This window comes from Micromonospora sp. NPDC005203, from assembly GCF_042872705.1.
Lineage (GTDB): Bacteria > Actinomycetota > Actinomycetes > Mycobacteriales > Micromonosporaceae > Micromonospora.
This window is the reverse complement of the sequence record NZ_JBIAKV010000001.1, coordinates 67,488-84,203: the sequence shown is the minus strand read 5'-3', so window position 1 is coordinate 84,203 and position 16,716 is coordinate 67,488. Positions and strand designations below refer to the sequence as shown.

The 16,716-nt window shown below is 72.0% G+C and carries 16 protein-coding genes and 3 tRNA genes; 12 read left to right on the top strand and 7 right to left on the bottom strand.

The window, feature by feature from the left end:
- Positions 1 to 19: 19 nt before the first annotated feature.
- Entirely contained in the window at positions 20 to 1,495 is a 1,476-nt protein-coding gene (locus ACFYPM_RS00440; protein ID WP_387189651.1) for a dihydrolipoyl dehydrogenase family protein, read from the bottom strand.
- Between the two features lie 91 nt (positions 1,496 to 1,586).
- On the opposite strand from ACFYPM_RS00440, the gene ACFYPM_RS00435 reads away from it, so the two are divergent.
- Positions 1,587 to 2,663 carry a serine hydrolase domain-containing protein gene (locus ACFYPM_RS00435; protein WP_387189648.1) on the top strand — a complete coding sequence of 359 codons (1,077 nt, stop codon included), beginning with the start codon at positions 1,587 to 1,589 and terminating at the stop codon, positions 2,661 to 2,663.
- On the opposite strand, the gene ACFYPM_RS00430 is transcribed toward ACFYPM_RS00435, so the two are convergent.
- On the bottom strand, positions 2,664 to 3,989 hold the full coding sequence (locus ACFYPM_RS00430) for a cryptochrome/photolyase family protein (protein ID WP_387189646.1): 1,326 nt from the start codon (positions 3,987 to 3,989) through the stop codon (positions 2,664 to 2,666).
- On the bottom strand, positions 3,986 to 4,909 hold the full coding sequence (locus tag ACFYPM_RS00425; RefSeq protein WP_387189644.1) for a phytoene/squalene synthase family protein: 924 nt from the start codon (positions 4,907 to 4,909) through the stop codon (positions 3,986 to 3,988). The genes ACFYPM_RS00430 and ACFYPM_RS00425 overlap by 4 nt, the downstream gene beginning before the upstream one ends.
- A 65-nt stretch (positions 4,910 to 4,974) precedes the next feature.
- Here ACFYPM_RS00425 and ACFYPM_RS00420 point away from each other — a divergent pair, with 65 nt between their 5' ends.
- The 8 genes from ACFYPM_RS00420 to ACFYPM_RS00385 all read left to right on the top strand — a co-directional run bounded on the left by ACFYPM_RS00420 (position 4,975) and on the right by ACFYPM_RS00385 (position 10,526).
- Positions 4,975 to 6,117, top strand: coding sequence for a polyprenyl synthetase family protein (locus tag ACFYPM_RS00420; RefSeq protein WP_387189642.1), 1,143 nt, complete (start codon positions 4,975 to 4,977; stop codon positions 6,115 to 6,117).
- A 28-nt stretch (positions 6,118 to 6,145) separates the two neighbouring features.
- Positions 6,146 to 7,627, top strand: a complete 1,482-nt coding sequence (gene crtI, locus ACFYPM_RS00415) for a phytoene desaturase family protein (protein WP_387189639.1) — start codon at positions 6,146 to 6,148, stop codon at positions 7,625 to 7,627.
- Positions 7,624 to 8,232, top strand: coding sequence for an isopentenyl-diphosphate Delta-isomerase (gene idi, locus ACFYPM_RS00410; protein WP_387189638.1), 609 nt, complete (start codon positions 7,624 to 7,626; stop codon positions 8,230 to 8,232). The genes crtI and idi overlap by 4 nt, the downstream gene beginning before the upstream one ends.
- On the top strand, positions 8,222 to 9,166 hold the full coding sequence (locus ACFYPM_RS00405) for a MerR family transcriptional regulator (RefSeq protein ID WP_387191389.1): 945 nt from the start codon (positions 8,222 to 8,224) through the stop codon (positions 9,164 to 9,166). The genes idi and ACFYPM_RS00405 overlap by 11 nt, the downstream gene beginning before the upstream one ends.
- A 75-nt stretch (positions 9,167 to 9,241) precedes the next feature.
- Positions 9,242 to 10,021, top strand: a complete 780-nt coding sequence (locus ACFYPM_RS00400) for a polysaccharide deacetylase family protein (protein WP_387189636.1) — start codon at positions 9,242 to 9,244, stop codon at positions 10,019 to 10,021.
- 154 nt (positions 10,022 to 10,175) lie between these two features.
- Positions 10,176 to 10,248, top strand: a tRNA-Glu gene (locus tag ACFYPM_RS00395).
- Positions 10,249 to 10,279: 31 nt separating this feature from the next.
- Positions 10,280 to 10,353, top strand: a tRNA-Asp gene (locus tag ACFYPM_RS00390).
- A gap of 99 nt (positions 10,354 to 10,452) precedes the next feature.
- Positions 10,453 to 10,526, top strand: a tRNA-Phe gene (locus ACFYPM_RS00385).
- 204 nt (positions 10,527 to 10,730) lie between these two features.
- Here ACFYPM_RS00385 and ACFYPM_RS00380 read toward each other — a convergent pair.
- Positions 10,731 to 11,855: a hypothetical protein gene (locus ACFYPM_RS00380; RefSeq protein ID WP_387189634.1), complete on the bottom strand. Its 1,125-nt coding sequence runs from the start codon at positions 11,853 to 11,855 to the stop codon at positions 10,731 to 10,733.
- Positions 11,856 to 12,021: 166 nt separating this feature from the next.
- Here ACFYPM_RS00380 and ACFYPM_RS00375 point away from each other — a divergent pair, with 166 nt between their 5' ends.
- Positions 12,022 to 12,549, top strand: coding sequence for an SRPBCC family protein (locus tag ACFYPM_RS00375; protein ID WP_387189632.1), 528 nt, complete (start codon positions 12,022 to 12,024; stop codon positions 12,547 to 12,549).
- A 61-nt stretch (positions 12,550 to 12,610) separates the two neighbouring features.
- On the opposite strand, the gene ACFYPM_RS00370 is transcribed toward ACFYPM_RS00375, so the two are convergent.
- On the bottom strand, positions 12,611 to 13,318 hold the full coding sequence (locus tag ACFYPM_RS00370) for a DUF2786 domain-containing protein (protein ID WP_387189630.1): 708 nt from the start codon (positions 13,316 to 13,318) through the stop codon (positions 12,611 to 12,613).
- Between the two features lie 125 nt (positions 13,319 to 13,443).
- Here ACFYPM_RS00370 and ACFYPM_RS00365 point away from each other — a divergent pair, with 125 nt between their 5' ends.
- Complete coding sequence (locus ACFYPM_RS00365; protein ID WP_387189628.1) at positions 13,444 to 13,884, top strand: hypothetical protein; 441 nt, start codon at positions 13,444 to 13,446, stop codon at positions 13,882 to 13,884.
- A 53-nt stretch (positions 13,885 to 13,937) separates the two neighbouring features.
- Here ACFYPM_RS00365 and ACFYPM_RS00360 read toward each other — a convergent pair whose 3' ends face one another.
- Entirely contained in the window at positions 13,938 to 14,327 is a 390-nt protein-coding gene (locus tag ACFYPM_RS00360) for a hypothetical protein (RefSeq protein WP_387189626.1), read from the bottom strand.
- Positions 14,328 to 14,483: 156 nt separating this feature from the next.
- Between ACFYPM_RS00360 and ACFYPM_RS00355 the strand changes: the two genes are divergently transcribed.
- Positions 14,484 to 15,827, top strand: a complete 1,344-nt coding sequence (locus tag ACFYPM_RS00355; protein ID WP_387189623.1) for an ABC transporter substrate-binding protein — start codon at positions 14,484 to 14,486, stop codon at positions 15,825 to 15,827.
- 66 nt (positions 15,828 to 15,893) lie between these two features.
- On the opposite strand, the gene ACFYPM_RS00350 is transcribed toward ACFYPM_RS00355, so the two are convergent.
- A complete protein-coding gene (locus ACFYPM_RS00350; protein WP_387189621.1) occupies positions 15,894 to 16,637 on the bottom strand; it encodes an enoyl-CoA hydratase/isomerase family protein in 744 nt (247 codons plus the stop codon).
- Positions 16,638 to 16,716: the final 79 nt, after the last annotated feature.

Here is a 16,716-nt window from a genome sequence, read left to right as displayed (position 1 = left end):
CACGCCGCTTCGCGGGCGGTCAGGACAGGTCGCGTAGCGCGGTCTCGATGGCCCGGTGGAAGGTCGGGTAGGCGTAGATCATGTGGCGGAGCTGGCTCAGCGGCACCGCCGCGTGCACCGCCACCACCAGTGCGGAGAGCACCTCGCCGCCGGCCGGACCGACCGACGTCGCCCCGATCAGCACCCCCTGGTCGGCGTCCGCGACGAGCTTGATGAAACCGTCGTCGCCGACCCGGTGGATCCAACCCCGCGTCGAGCTGCCGAGCTTCGTGAAACCGACCTGCACGTTGATGCCCCGGTCGCGGGCCTGCCGCTCGGTGAGCCCGACCGCGCCCACCTCGGGATCGGTGAAGGTCACCCGGGGCAGCGCACGGTAGTCGGCTCGCGGAACGGTGCCGGCCGACCCGCTCGACCCGCTGGCGGCAAGCGCGCTGGACGCCCCCATCGCGCCACCGACCACGCTTGAGGTGCCGCTGGCGTCCGCCCCCGCCGCCGCCTGTCGGGCGCGGGCCAGGATGTCGGCGATCACGATCCCCGCCTGGTACATGGCGATGTGGGTGAAGGCGCCCTCACCGGTCAGGTCGCCGACCGCCCAGACCTGGTCGGTGACGTGCAGACGGTCGTCGACCGGCAGGTACCGCTGGCTGGCGTCCACGCCGATCGTGTCCAACCCGAGTTCCTCCAGGTGCGCCTTGCGCCCGGTGACCACCAGCAGCCGGTCGGCGCTGAACTCCGTGCCGCCGCCACCGCTCAAGGTGAACCGGGTGCCGTCGTGCTCGACCCGCTCGGCGCGTACCCCGGTGTGGATCTCCACGCCGTCGGCGCGCAGCGCCGCGGCGGCGACCTCGGACGCCTCCGGCTCCTCGACGGCCAGCACCCGGTCGAGTGCCTCCACCACGGTGACCCGCACCCCGAAGCGGGCGAAGACCTGGGCGAGTTCCAGGCCGATCGCGCCGCCGCCGAGCACCAGCAGCGACTCCGGCAGTTGGTCGGCCTCGATCGCCTGGTGGTTGGTCCAGTACGGGGTGTCGGCCAGACCGTCGATCGGCGGCACCGACGGACGGGTGCCGGTGCCCAACACGACCCCGTGCCGGGCCTCGAACACCTGGTCACCGACGCGGACCCGGCGCGGGCCGTCGAACCGGCCGCTGCCGCGCACGAGCCGGCCGCCCTTGCCGACGAACCGCTGCGCCGCGACAGTGTCGTCCCAGGTGTCGGTGGCCTCCTCGCGGATCCGCCTGGCGACCGGCGCCCAGTCCGGTTGGACCTGCGCCGTTCCGGCCAGCCCGTCGACCCGGCGGGCCTCGGCGAGCGCGTTGGCGGCCCTGATCATCATCTTGCTCGGGATGCAGCCCCAGTACGGGCACTCACCACCGACCAGGTCCCGCTCGATGCCGACGACACTCAGGCCGGCCTCGGCGAGTCGCCCGGCGACCTCCTCGCCACCGACCCCGAGTCCCACCACGACCACGTCCACCAGCTCCGGCTCCGCCACCGGAACAGCATCCCTCAGCGACACCACCGCGACCACCGGGGTGGGCGAAAAGTCGGCACACTCACCGGTCCGGGGCGCCTACGGTGTCGGGATGCACGCACGCTTCGCTCCGGTCCGGGACTGTTTCCACGACCTGTTCACCGCCGGCCGGGAGACCGGTGCCGGCCTGACCATCTCCTACGACGGACAGCCGGTCGTCGACCTGGTCGGCGGTTTCCGCACCGGCGCCGGACCCGACGCCGAACAGTGGCGGACGGACACGCTGGTCAATGTCTACTCGGTCGGCAAGCCGGTGGCCGCGCTCTGCCTGCTGATGCTCGTCGACCGGGAGCGGGTCGACCTCGACTCGCCCGTCGAGCGGTACTGGCCGGAGTTTCGCACCCCCGCCACCGTGCGTCAGGTGCTGTCGCACACCGCCGGGCTGCCGGCCTTTCCGGTGCCCCGGCCGGCCGCCGCGATCGCCGACTGGGCGCTGCTCGCCGGCGACCTGGCCGCCGCCGACCCCGAGTGGCCGCCGGGCTCGGTGGCCGGCGAGCACGCCTGGACGTACGGGCACCTGGTGGGCGAGTTGATTCGCCGCGTCGACGGGCGGTCGGTGGGCCGGTTCCTGGCCGAGGAGATCGCTGGCCCGTGGCGGCTCGACCTCGGTTTCGGGCTGGCCGAGGCGGCCCAGCGGCGCTGCGCCGAGATGCGCTACGGCGACGCGGGGTGGCCGGGTCGGAAGCTCGGCGAGCCCGGCTCGCTGCGGGCGCGGGCGCTGGGCAACCCGGCCGGTGGACTGGACGTGGCCGTGCTGAACAGCCCGCTGTGGCGGAGCGCCGAGATGCCCGCGGTCAACCTGCACGCCACCGCGGCCGGCCTGGCCCGGCTCTACGCCGGTCTGCTGGCCGGTGGCGTCCTGGACGGCGTCCGGCTGTTCAGCCCGGAACTGGTGGCGGAGGCGACCGGGGTGCAGTACGACGGGCCGGACCTGGTGCTGGACCGCCAGGCCCACTGGACCCTCGGCATGCAGTGGGAGCCGGACGGCAGTTGGGGCATGGGCGGCATCGGCGGCAGCAGCGCGTGGGCCGACCCGCAGCGCGGTTACGTCCTCGCGTACGCCACGGCGCACCTCGCCGAGCACGACCGGGTCGACGAACTGGCCGAGGTGTTGCACTCCTGCCTCTGATCAGCGCAGCCAGACCGGGTCGGTGCCCGGCACCGAGAGCGGCGGCGGATAGTCGAGCGTCTGGCGCAGCGCCTCGGGCAGGCGCCACGGTTGGTGGATGGCCTTGCCCTGCACCGTCGCCAGCTCCGGCACCCACCGGCGCACGTAGTCGCCGTCCGGGTCGTACCGCTCGGCCTGCCGGACGGGGTTGAACCCCCGGTACGGCTTGGTGTCGTTGCCGGTGCCGGCCACCCACTGCCAGTTGCCGGAGTTGTTTGCCACGTCCCCGTCCAGCAGCCAGCGGAAGAACACCCCCACCCCCGCACGCCAGTCCTGCCCGAGGTGCTTGGTCAGGTAGCCGGCGGTGATCAACCGGGCGCGGTTGTGCATCCAGCCCTGCGCGCGCATCTGCCGCATCCCGGCGTCGACGATCGGCATCCCGGTCCGTCCCTCGGCCCAGGCCGCCAACGCGTCGTCGTCGTAGCGCCACTGCTCGGTGGCACCCCGCCGGTACGCCGCGGTCGAGATCTGCGGAAAGGCGGCGGTGACCTGGTAGTAGAAGTCCCGCCAGCAGATCTGCCGAACGAACGGCCCGGAGGTGTCCCCGGCGCGGTTGGCCACCGCCAGCGGGGACACGCAGCCGAAGCGCAGGTACGGGCTGAGTCGGGAGGTGTCGTCGCCGGCCATGTCGTCGTGCTGGTCGCCGTAGCGGTCCAGGTCGGGCAGCCAGTCGGTGAGCCGCTGCCGGGCGACCCGCTCGCCGCCGACCGCCGCGTCTGGCGAGTCCCCGGCCGGCGGTTTCGGCAGGCTGCCCACCCGCACACCGCTCGGCAGCGTCACCCGGCGCGGCGCGGCCAACTCCTCGCGCCACTGGTTGGCCGCCCAGGCCCGGTGGTAGGGGCTGAACACCCGGTAGTGGTCGCCACCACCACCGGGCCGTAGGGCACCCGGCTCGACCACGGTCAGTCCGGGGAACAGTCGGAGGTGCAGCCGGTGCCGCTCGCACTCCGCGCGTAGTCGCCGCTCCCGACGGCGGGCGTGGTGGCTGACGTCGGCGGAGAGCGCGACGGCCGAGGCATCGACCTCGCCGGCCAGCCGGATCGCCTCGGCTACCGGGTCACCGTGGCGTACCACCAGGTCGCCGCCGCGCTCGCGCAGCTCGGCGCGCAGGTCGGCGAGGGCCTGGTGCAGGAACCGGGTGCGGTTGGCCGACAGGTCGGCCAACTCCGGGTCGAGCACGTACAGCGGTACCACCCGGTCGAAGGCCGCGCAGGTGGTGGCCAGCGCCGGGTGGTCGTGCACCCGCAGGTCGCGGGTGAGGAGCACGATGGCGGTGCCGGCGGTCACCGGGCCTCCGGGTGGACCGTCGGCCCGGGGATGGTGACCGGCGTACCGCTCGGGGTGAGCAGAGCGCGCGCGGCCACCGCCATCCGTCGCCGCTGCGGCACCAGGGCGCGCCGGGCAAAGACGTCGTAGTCCTGCGCGGCGACCTCGTCGAGGATGCCGCCGTAGAGGGCGTACGCGGTGCGCATGCAGGCCTGCGAGGCCGGCGCCAGCATGGTGATGCCCGGCGCGGCGGCCGCGTAGTGGGCCTGGGCGCGGGTCACCTCGTACTCGATCAGCTCACGGGTCTGGGGCGTGCCGCGGCCCCGGGCGCGGGCCTCGGCCAGCTCGTCGCGGGTGACGCCGAACTTCGCCAGGTCCTCGTCCGGCAGGTAGGTGCGCCCCCGGTCGAGGTCCTCCGCGACGTCCCGGATGAAGTTGGTGAGTTGGAAGGCGAAGCCGAGCTGTCGCGCCGGCTCCCGTGCCGCCACCGGGTCGGAGGTGCCCAGGATCGGCAGCATCATGGTGCCGATGACCGCCGCCGAGCCCTCCATGTAGTCGAGCAGGTGGTCGTAGGTCGGGTACGCGGTGACGGTCAGATCCATCGCCATGCTCTTCAGAAACGACGCAAAGTCGTCCCGGTCGAGATCGAAGACGGCGATCGTGTGCAGCACGGCCGGCAACAGCGGGTCGTCGACGGCGGCTCCACGCAGGCCACCCATGAACTGGCTGGCCCAGTCGTCGAGGCGGGCGGCCCGCTCGGCCGGCGGCAGGTCCTCGGTGCGGTCGACGATCTCGTCGGCGTAGCGGGTGAACCCGTAGAGGGCGTGCACATGTCGCCGTTTCCATGCGGGCAGCAGTCGGGTGGCGAGATAGTAGGTGCGGCCGTGACGTTTGTGCAGCTCACGGCACCGGTCATAGGCAGCGGTGAGATCAGTTTCCACCGGCCCTCCCTCATTTATCGACGCACCAATCGACGCAACTCGTAGCCTAGGGTACGCTCAGCCGCATGGCCAACGACGCAGTTGCGGACAATGCGACTCGTGTGGCGGCGGCAGAGCCTGTCGACCGGGACGATCCGGTCCAGGCCGTTCTGGCCGCGTACACCCATGAACTGGTCACGGCGGTCGACGAGACCCTGACGGCCTTCCTCGCCACCGAGGTCGACTCCCTGAGCGAGATCGACGCCTCGATGGGCGCCTTCGCTGCCTCCGCGCGAGAGGCCGTCCTGGTCGGTGGTAAGCGGATCCGGCCCACGTTCGCCTACTGGGGCTGGCGCGGGGCGGTCGGCGGCGCCGAGGCCCTGTCACCCGTGCTGCCCGCGCTGGCCGCGCTGGAGTTGCTGCACACCTTCGCCCTGGTGCACGACGACGTGATGGACGCCTCCACCACCCGCCGCGGCCGGCCCACCGCACACGTCGCCCTCGCCGACCAGCACGTCCAGGCTGGCCACCGCGGTGATCCCGGGCGGTTCGGCGAGGCCGTCGCCGTGCTCATCGGCGACCTCTGCATGGTCTGGGCCGATCAGTTGCTGGCGTACGCCACCGTGCCACCGGCCCGACTGTTTGAGGTGCGCCGCTGCTACGACCAGATGCGGGTGGAGACGGTCGCCGGGCAATATCTCGACGTGCTCGGCGAGAACGATCCGGCCAGCTGGTCGGTCGACCGGGCGCTGCGGGTGGCCCGCTACAAGACCGCCAGCTACACCGTCCAGCACCCACTGCTCTTCGGTGCCTGCCTGGCCGGGGTGCCCGCCAACGATCCACTGGTCTCCGCGTACACCCGCTACGGCCTGGCCGTCGGCGAGGCCTTCCAGCTCCGCGACGACCTGCTCGGCGTCTACGGCGATCCAGCCGCCACCGGCAAGCCGGCCGGTGACGACCTGCGCACCGGTAAGCCGACCGCGCTGCTCATGCTGGCTCGGGAACTGGCCACGCCGGCCCAGCTGAGCGCGTTGGAGCGGGCTGGCGACGAACCGGTCGACCGGCTCGCCGAACTGGTGGCCGAGACCGGCGCGGTGGCACGGGTGGAGCGGATGATCGCCGAGCGGGTGAGCGACGCGCTGGCCGCGCTCGACGCCGCACCCGTGGATCGGACGGCGCGGACCGCGCTGACCGTTCTGGCCACCACCGCCGCCAACCGGCGGGCCTGATGAGCGACTTGAGCAAGGAGGTGGTCACGTGCGGACGGTGACAGGACGGACGGACCGGGTGGTGGTCGTCGGTGCCGGGCTGGGCGGGCTCGCCTGCGCGCTGCACCTGGCCGGCAGCGGTCGACAGGTGACCGTGCTGGAGCGTGAGCCGGTGCCTGGCGGGCGGGCCGGACGCCTCGGCGTGGACGGCTACGAGTTCGACACCGGCCCGACCGTGCTCACCATGCCCGACCTGATCGCCGAGGCGCTCGGCGCGGTCGGCGAGGAGTTGCACGACTGGCTCGACCTGACCCCGCTCGACCCTGCCTACCGGGCGTACTACCCGGATGGCTCGACCCTGGACGTGCTCACCGACACCACCCGGATGGCCGCCGAGATCTCCCGGGTCTGCGGGCCGCGTGAGGCCGACGGTTATCTGCGCTTCGTCGAATACGCCCGCGAGCTGTGGCGGCTGGAGCGGACCGACTTCATCGAGCGCAACCTGGACGCGCCGACCGACCTGATCACCGGCAACCTGCTCAAGCTGCTCGGCGGCGGGGCCTTCCGACGACTCCAGACGAAGATCAACCAGTTCTTCCGGGACCCGCGTACCCAGCGGATCTTCTCCTTCCAGGCGATGTACGCCGGCCTCGCACCGCACGACGCGCTCGCCATCTACGCGGTCATCGCGTACCTCGACTCGGTGGCCGGGGTCTATTTCCCACGCGGCGGCATCCACGCGGTCTCCAAGGCCATGGCGGGCGCCGCCGAGAAGCACGGCGTGCAGATCCGGTACGACACCACCGTGACCCGGGTGGAGACCGCGAACGGCCGTGCCACGGGTGTGCTCACCGCCGACGGCGAACTGGTGCGGGCGGACGTGGTGGTGCTCAACCCCGACCTACCGGTCGCCTACCGGGACCTGCTCCCCGCCGCGCCACGGCGCCGGCTCACCTACTCGCCGTCCTGCGTGGTTCTGCACATCGGTTCCCGGCAGGGCTATGCGAAGATCGCACATCACAACATCCATTTTGGACGCGCGTGGAAGGGCACCTTCGATGAGGTCATCCGGCGGGGCGAGCTGATGACCGACCCGTCGCTGTTGGTGACCAACCCGAGTCGAACCGACCCGTCGGTGGCCCCACCGGACCGGCACACCTACTACGTGCTCGCCCCGGTGCCCAACCTGCACCGGGCCCCGTTTGACTGGCGCGGCGACCTGACCCAGCGCTACAGCGACCAACTGATCGGCACCCTGGAGGAGCGCGGTTACGTCGGTTTCGGGGCCGGCGTCGAGGTGCTGCGGGCCATCACCCCCGCCGAGTGGGAGGAGCAGGGGATGGCCGCGGGCACCCCGTTCGCCGCCGCGCACACCCTCTTCCAGACCGGCCCGTTCCGCCCGTCGAACCTGCACCGCGACCTGCCGAACGTGGTCTTCGTCGGCTCCGGCACCCAGCCCGGGGTGGGCGTACCGATGGTGCTGATCTCCGGCAAGCTCGCCGCCGGCCGAATCAGTGGGGAGATTCGATGAAGAGTCGAGAGGAACACCTGGTCGAGCTCGTCGACGAGTCCGGCAAGGCCCACGGCGAGTTGACCGTCGCGGCCGCACACCAGCCCCCGGGGCAACTACACCGGGCCTTCTCGGTGCTGTTGGTGGACCCGGACGGTCAGGTGCTGCTCCAACGGCGAGCCGCCGTCAAGACCCGTTTCCCGCTGCGCTGGGCCAACTCGTGCTGCGGCCACCCGCAGCCGGGCGAGTCCCTCGCCGAGGCGGCCAACCGGCGCTTGCGCGAGGAGTTGGGCGCGGGCCCGGTCGAGTTGACCGAGGTCGGCGTCTATGTCTACTACGCCGAGGACCCCGCCACCGGTCGGGTCGAATTCGAGTACGACCACGTGCTGCGGGGCGATTTCCTGCCGGCGGCCCCCCTACTGCCGGACCCGGACGAGGTTGCCGAGTTGCGGTGGGCCGACCCCGCCGCCCTCGAAGCCGACCTGGACCGCGACCCCCGGCCGTACGCGCCCTGGCTGGGCGGGGTGGTGAGCCGGCTACTACGCCCCTCGGGCGCACCCGCTCCGGTCGTAACCCCGCCCGGGTCGTCGGCGGATGACGCGGCGGAGCGGTCGGGTGGTCGATGAGGCGCTGAGCGCGGGCGCGGTCGCACGCCGGCTGGGGGTGGCGGTGACCACCCTGCGCACCTGGCATCAGCGCTACGGGCTCGGGCCCAGCGAGCACATCCCCGGCCACCACCGCCGGTACACGCCCACCGACCTGGCCCGCCTCGAGATCATGCGACGGCTCACCGCCGAGGGGGTGAGCCCCGCCGAGGCGGCCCGCTGGGCTCGCCAGGCACCGGAACCGGTGCCCACCGACACCGTCGCCCCAAGCCGGATCCATCGAGCGGGCCGGGACGGCGGCGGAACCATCCCGGTGGGCCGCGCCGGCCCGGCGGCCCGTGGGTTGGCCCGCGCCGCCATGCGGCTGGACGCGGCGGCGATCAGCGAGGCGATCGCGCACGCCCTGGCGGCTGACGGTGTCGTCGCCACCTGGGAGGGCCTGCTGCGCCCGGTCCTCGCCGGCATCGGCGAACGCCACGCCGCCAACGCCGGCCTCATCGAGGTGGAACACCTGGTGTCCCGCTGCATCTCGGAGGCGTTCGCGGCGGCCAGTCGGGCCAAGGTTCCCACCGGACCGGCCCGCATCCTGCTCTCCTGCGCGGACGAGGAGCAGCACACCCTGCCGCTGGAGGCGTTGGCCGCCGCTCTCGCCGAGGCCGGGGTCAGCTATCGGACGCTGGGCGCCCGGGTGCCGGTCGCCGCCCTCCTGGAGGCGGTCAACCGAACCGGGCCGGCCGCTGTGGTGCTCTGGTCGCACACCCGGGCCACCGCCGACCCGGGTCAGCTCAGCGCGCTGCTGGCGGCACCGCGCCGCCCGTTGCTGGTGCTCGCCGCCGGGCCTGGTTGGCGAGCCGACACGGTGCCGGCGGGGGTGGTGCGGCCCATCGACCTGGCCGAGGCCGTCTCGCTCGCCGTCGCGGTCCGTGACTCGCTGGACCAGTCGAGGCGTGACTGACCGCACTGTCGCCCATATCGCGGCGTGAACTACCGTCGGGGGTCCGCCCACCCCGACCCCTCCGGGAGCGAGCAGATGCAAGCCCGCGCCGTTCTGGCGTCCGTCCTCGCCATGGCGCTGGTCTTGGCCGGTTGCGCCCAGCCGAACCGCACCATCGCAGCCGCCGGCGCACCGCGGCCGGTGACATCGCCCACGCCCACGGCGTCGCCGCACCCGACCGTCGCCAAGCCGCCCAAGCCCCCGTTGCGACCGTTGCCGGCCAATCTCCCCGCCGGCCTGCGGCGCAACACCGGCGCGCGCCCGGTGGTCCTGACCTTCGACGACGGGCCCAGCCCGGCCTGGACACCCAAGGTGCTCGACCGACTGAAGGCCTCCGGCGTGCCGGCCACCTTCTGCGTCGTCGGTCGTGAGGTGCAGCGTCACCCGGAGTTGGTCCGTCGGATCGTCCGCGAGGGACACCAACTCTGCAACCACAGTTGGCGGCACGACCTCGACCTGGCTCGGCGACCGGTCGCCGAGATGAAAGCCGACCTGGAACGCACGAACAACGCCATCCGTGCGGCGGTTCCCGGGGTGAAGGTGCCCTTCTACCGGCAGCCGGGCGGCAGGTGGACGGCGGAGGTGCTCGGGGTGGCCAAGGATCTCGGCATGCGCCCCCTGCACTGGTCGGTCGACCCCCAGGACTGGGACAAGCCGAACGCCGCCACGATCGGCAAGCGGGTCCACGCCGCTGCCCGCCCCGGCGCCATCGTGCTGCTGCACGACGGGGGCGGTAATCGGGCTGCGACGCTCGCCGCCTGCCCCCACCTGATCGCGGACCTGAAGCAGCGCTTCGGCATCGCCCGACTCCGCTAGACCACCTTTGACCTGCTGTTATGGCCCGATCCGAGCCCCTGCCGATACCGATTTTGTTCACCGACCAGGCATCACGTATGCTTTCCAAGCCTCCGGCGGGGCCGGATGGGAGCAAGTCCGCTTGAAGTTGCAAATGTGCAATGATGGCGGGGCCGCCCTCATCGTCTAGCGGCCCAGGACGCCGCCCTTTCAAGGCGGTAGCACGGGTTCGAATCCCGTTGGGGGCACGACCGGCGCAAGCCGGAGCAACACAAGCTAGGTCCTGTGGAGCAGTTGGAGTGCTCGCCGCCCTGTCAAGGCGGAGGTCGCGGGTTCAAGTCCCGTCAGGACCGCAGCGCTGACGCCGCGCCTCGCGCGGCGTTCTGCGTATCGGAGCATGTCTCCCTCCCGCCGGTTCGTCCGGTTGTTGGGTAACATGGTCCGAGCGACACGGCCAGGTAGCTCAGTTGGTACGAGCGTCCGACTGAAAATCGGAAGGTCGGCGGTTCGACCCCGCCCCTGGCCACATAGCCTTTCGCCGGGCTACAGAGATCCCCACCAGCGGCAACGCAGGTGGGGATCTTGCTGTTCCGGCACCTTCTCTCGGCGGACCGCCGGATGTGATCCACTCGACTTCCCGGAAATCGGGGCATCCGAGTCCGCGGAAAACCGCGAGATTGTCAAAATCGAGTCGATCATGGCGCGGTGGCGGGGGCGGAGCGCACCACCGTCAGCCGTCTCGGCCCTGCTGGCGGTGCTGCGCCACACCGGTCTGGATCGCCTCCCACACGCTGCGCCCGGCCTGTCGCAGCGTCTCCCCCGCCTGCTCGGCGAGCTGCGCAGCGCTCTGCGCCGCGGCCTGCGCCCCGCCCAGAGGACCACCACCACCGTCACCGGCTCCGGACGGGCTCGGGCCGGCGGCGGGCGACTGACCGAATCGGTTGCGGGCCTGCCCGGTCGACGACTCCGACTCGGTGCCCCGACCCGCTCCGGACGGTCGCTCCCCGTCATCCGAACCTGCCGGCCGCTGCCCTTCCGGGTGGTGCCGCTCCCCGTGTCGCCGGCCAATCGGATAGTGGCCCGGCATTCCGCCGGACTCTGGTCGCATGTGATCCCCCGGCCGAGGGCCACCGGTTGGGGACCCGGGTCCCCCAGCGCGGGGTCCCGGACCACCAGCGCGCGGCTCAGAATTCCCCTCAGGTGGTCCCGAGCCCGGCCGACCCGCTCCCGGCCGATCGATGCCCGGCCGATCGATGCCCGGCCGATCGATGCCCGGCCGATCGATGCCCGACCGATCGATGCCCGGCCGATCCGCTCCCGGCCGGTCGCCGCGCACTCGGTCGCCGCCCGACTGATCGGCGTCCACCCGACCGGCGCCCTCCCGGACCGGGCCGACGACGGTGCCGGCAGTGCCCCCCTGCTGGCCCGGCCCGCCGAGTACGCCGTCGGAGCGGCGCACCGACGTCTCGACCGCCCCGGCCCCGTGCGCCGCCTGCTGTGCGCCGCGGTCCACGCCGTCGAGGGTGGTGCCAGCCGTCCGAGCGAGCGCCTCGATGATCTGCGGGTTGTGATCGAGGGTGTCGAGTGCTCGTCCGAGAATCGTGGTCAACTGCTCCAACCGCACCCGCAACTGCGCCTCGGCGTGCACCCCGTTGATGTCCAGTTCACCGGTGTTCAGGCGCACCCGTACGCCGGCGTCGACCTGGATCAGGTTGGCCACCCGGGCTCGCAGCGACAGGTCGGCGTCCAGGCCGTCGACCGCCACCCGGATCGAGTCGACGGAGACCTTCGGAATGTCGAGCAGGACGTCCGGGTCCACCCGGTCCGGCTCCCGCTGCTGCGCGCTCTCGCCCATGCTCTCCCGCCCGCCTGCAGACCGGCCCGGTCGTCCGGGTCGTTCGGCGCGGTTACCCGCTTTTCGGCCGGGCATCCCGTCCGTGGGACATCGACAGACTGCATGTCCGGAACCGGGCACCGCACGAAGCTGCACACGCGGGCATCAGCCGGTATGGTCCGGGCCTATGGGACAGGAAATGACTGATCCGGCCGACATCCGGCAGGACGTCGACCGGTTCTCCTTACGGTGCAGCCTCCACGTCCCGGGTTACGCCGAGCGCGCGTTCGCGGTTTTCACCGACGAGCTGACCGACTGGTGGGTCACCGAATACACCTGGTCCGGCCCGGACGCGCTGGCCGAGCTGGGCATGGAGCCGCGGGCTGGCGGCATGCTCTACGAGATCGGCCCTTACGGCTTCCGCTCCGACTGGGGTCGGGTGCTCACCTGGGACCCGCCGCGCCGGTTGGTCTTCGTCTGGCAGATCGGCCCCGACCGGGCGCCGGTGCCGGACCCGGCCCGCGCGAGCGAGGTCGAGGTGCTGTTCCACAGCGAGGGGCCGGAGCGCACCCGGGTCGAGCTGGAGCACCGACACTTCGACCGGCACGGCGAGGCTGCCGAGGGATATCGCGAGGCACTCACCGCCGGCTGGCACGAGTTGCTCACCCGCTACGTCGCGACGGTGTCACGCCACCAGCCCACCACCCCCGCCTGACCGTCAGCGCCACCAGCCCACCACCCCCGCGGCCATCGGGGGCCGAGCCTGCACACGGCCTTCAGTGGCCAAGTTGCCGGGCCGGCGTCCTGGCGCCGCCGAGGTCCCGACCACCCAGGTCCGCGTGGCGGCCGGCCTCCGCCCCCGACCCGAAGCCGGTGCCGCCCAACCTGCGTGGCGGTGCGGTGCGCAGCCGCGGGTACTGCTCGGCGAGCCGCCGCTGCACCCGGTCGGAGCGGTCGGCCAGCACCAGCGCCACCGACGGGACCCCCGACTCGCTGGCCGCCGCCGTTTCCGCCGCCCAGAGCCGGCCTCCGACCACCTCCGCGAAACCGGCCAGCCAGGACCGGCGGAAGGCGGCGGGATGATCGTCGGCCGGCACCGCGGTGGCGGCCAGGCCGTGCGCCGCCTGCACGAGCAGTGAGGTGAAGAGCAGGTCCACCCGTTCCAGATCACTGGCGAAGCCGAACAGGTGCAGCGCGAAGCCGTTGCCCTGCCGGCGTCGTACGCAGCGGCAGCGCAGTGGTTCGGCGACCGCGGCGAGCAGGCCGACCTTGTCGCGGGCGTAGGGGGCGACGATGTCCAGGACCCGGTCGCCGACCGGGTCGGTGGTCGGGTCACGGGCGGCGAGCAGCGCCCGGTCCACGCCGTAGCGGGCGATCAGCTCGGTCGCCTTGGCGGTGAACGCCTCCGCCTCGGCGGGCGTGCAGGCCGGGTCCTCGGCCTGGGCGAGCAGCTTACGCACCTTGCTCAGCATGGCCTCGGACATGACTAAGAGCTATCACACGGGTCGGATGCCACCGGGGCCGCGCCGCGATCAATCGATCGTTATCATCGTCACGATCGATGATCAGTCCAATACGGACGGTCAGTCAACTGCTTCCGGAGGAACGCATGCCATCCCCAACCGCTCGACTGTTCGCCGTCGCCACGGCCACCGCGCTGCTCTTCGCCGGCGCGCCCGCACAGGCCGAACCGACCGGATCGGTCGCACCTGTCAGCGCCGGGCCGAACGCCTTCGCCCCGCTCGCCACCTGTTACGGCGGGGCGGTCCGGTCCTTCTTCCAGACCGGCCGCTACGGCGGCCAGGCCGGCCAGTTCCGCACCACGACCCGCTGTCGCGACATCAACGTCCGCAACGCGAGCGTGTACGCCACCGAGGCGTGCGTGATCTTCGTCGACAAGACCAGCGGCTGCAACTACTGGACCTACCTCCCGGCCAACTCAGACTGGACCACGGTGGCGACGAACGTCCGGGACGGGGTCAACTTCCAGGTCCGCTTCGAGAACCTGCGGTACGAGTACGAGCCGCTGATCGCCTACCACGCGTTCTGAGCGACCGTGCGGGCGCGGCGTCCGTTCCGCCGGACGTCGCGACCGCACGGCGGTCACTCGGCGCGGCTGCGCAGGGTGGCGATCGTCGAGCCGGCCAGGGTGAGCAGGCAGTCCGGGAGCAGCCCGTCGGCCGCCGCCGCACCGAACAGCGCCTCTCCGGTCGGTTCGTCCCGATTGGCGTACGCGCTGACGAAGCGGGCCACCCAGCGGGTGTCGTAGTCAGCCTGATCGATTCCCGGGAAGTCGAGCGCCGCCCCGCTGGCGGCTGGCGCGTCGCCGACCATCGTCGCGGCAAGGCACCAGGCCACCCCGTACGCGCCGCTCAGGCCGGCCCGGTCGACGACCGCGTCGAATGCTCCCACCACCGCGTCCCCATCTCCGGTCAGCGCCGAGCGGAGCACGGCGGTCGCGTCGTCGAACGTCTGCTGTGGTAGGTCCGTCACGCAGCGCACAGTAGGACTGGCGGTCAAGTAATCCCGACAACCGTCACTGTCCGTGTTCAACGCGAGCTACCTGCGCTTTACGCCACCTCCACGGTCCCGCCAATGGCCTCGGCACGCTAATGTGCGCAGCGGACCTTCGCCGGAGGAAGGACGACCATGTTCGTATCACGCCGCTCGCGGGTAGCCTCACTGGCTGCCTGCGCGACGATCCTGCTCGCCACAAGCGCTTGCGGGGATGACAAGGCCAAGGAGTCAAGCGCCCAACAGGTGCGCCTCTACGGCACGGACGGCAACATGCTCAACTCCTACCCAGCGGAGTTGAAGGAACGAGCGAGTCTGGTCGACGGAATGAAGGGCACCACGCCACTCGTACCGCTGCCTGAGGACTTCAAGAGTCGGCTGAAGACCGTCAATCCGGCGCTGACGGACTACGTGTACTCCGCCGAGACGTACGACGCGGTGGTCGTCGCCGTACTCGCCGCTCAGCTGGCCGGAAGCACCGACCCGGCGGCCATCGCGAAGCAGATCGTCGCCGTGACCAACGACGGGCAGCGCTGCGAGGACCCGGCGACGTGCCTCGCCATGGCCCGTAACGGGCAGGACGTCGAGTACCGCGGTGTCTCGCTGACGCGGGCGGGCTTCACCGACAAGGGTGAGCCGGCCACCGCGAGCTACGCGACGCTGACCTTCGACGGGCAGCAGATCAACGACGGCAAGACCGAGTTCGTCGGCGCGGGTATCGAATCGGCGGCGAGCACCAAGACGCCACCGAAGCCGAAGAAGCAGCGGCCGACCGTGGACCCCGACCAACAGCCGCTGATCCTGGGCGGCCTGCTGCCGAAGACCGGTGACCTGTCCATCGCCTATCCGCCGATGGCGGCCGGCGCCGCGCTGGCGATCCGCGAGATCAACGCCGCAGGTGGCGCACTGGGCAAGCCGGTGACGTGGGTGGACGGCGACGACGGCACCAACCCGGCGGTGGCCAAGGCGATGGTGGCCAAGCACGTGACCGAGGGCGTCAGCGTGATCATCGGCGCGGGCGGTTCGGGCATCTCCCGGGCGGTGCTGCCGGACGTGGTGCAGGCCGGGAAGATCCTCTTCTCCCCCTCCAACACCGACAGCAGCCTGACCGACGTGGACGACGGGGGCCTCTACTTCCGCACCGCGCCGCCGGACAGCCTCCAGGGTCGGGCGCTGGCCGACGTCATCCTCCGCGACGGATCGCAGAAGATCGTCATCGTCGCCCGCAAGGACTCCTACGGTGAGGGCCTGCAGGGCACCGTGCGTGACGAGCTGGACAAGGCCGGCATCACCAGCGACCGCCTCAAGCTGCTCACCTACGAGCCGCCCGCCGACGCCAAGGCTCCCCCGGTGGACTTCTCCGGCGGCGCCAAGGAGATCAAGGACTTCGGCGCGGACGCCGTACTGATCATCGGCTTCGGTGAGTCGGCCTCGGTGATCCGGTCGCTGGCCGACAGCGGAGTGCAGATCCGGCAGTAGCACCACCACAGGCGAGAAACGGCCGCACCGATGCGAGCGTCGGTGCGGCCGTTTCGTCTACGGGAATCACCGCGGCCGACGGCGCTCCAGGAACTCGGTCATCCGCCGGTGCTTCTCCTCGTCCTCGAAGAGCACCGCCTGACTGACCAGGTCGAGATGTGGGTGCGCGGCGGCCGGCGCGTCCACCGCCAGCTTGGTCAGCCGCAGCGCCAGCGGGGAGCCCAGGGCGATCTCGTCCAGCACCGCGTGCGCCACCGTGAGCAGCTCGCCGGGCTCGTGCACCACCTGGTTCACCAGGCCGATGCGCAGCGCCTCCGCGGCGTCCACCCGCCGGCCGGTGAAGAGCAGCTCCTTGGCCCGGCCCTCACCGATCAACGCCGGCAGGCGGTGAGTCGCGCCCGCGCCGGCCAGGATCCCCAACCGCACCTCCGGCTGACCGAAGACCGCCCGCGCCGTGCACACCCGCAGATCGCAGGAGTACGCCAGTTCGGCGCCACCGCCCAGCGCCGGGCCGTCGACGGCGGCCACCGTGGGCATCGGCAACGCCCGGATCCGCGCGAAGGCGGCGGAATTGATCGCGGCCAGGGCGTCCGTGCGACCCCGCTCCCGGAGCTGGGCGATGTCGGCGCCACCGGCGAAGATGCCGGCGGTGCCACCGGTGAGCAGCAGCAGCCGAGGGCGCGCCTCCAGCTCGGCGCAGACCTGGTGCAGCTCGGCGATCAGGTCAGCGTCGATGGCGTTGCGCTTCTCCGGCCGATCCAGGGTCACCACCAGCCGGTCCGGCCGCTCCTCGATCCGTAGCCCGCTCACTGCGCCCGCCTTCCGTTCGCGACTGCGGGGCTCGCAAGCTCACTCCTCGCGCTCACTGCGCCCGCCTTCCGTTCGCGAC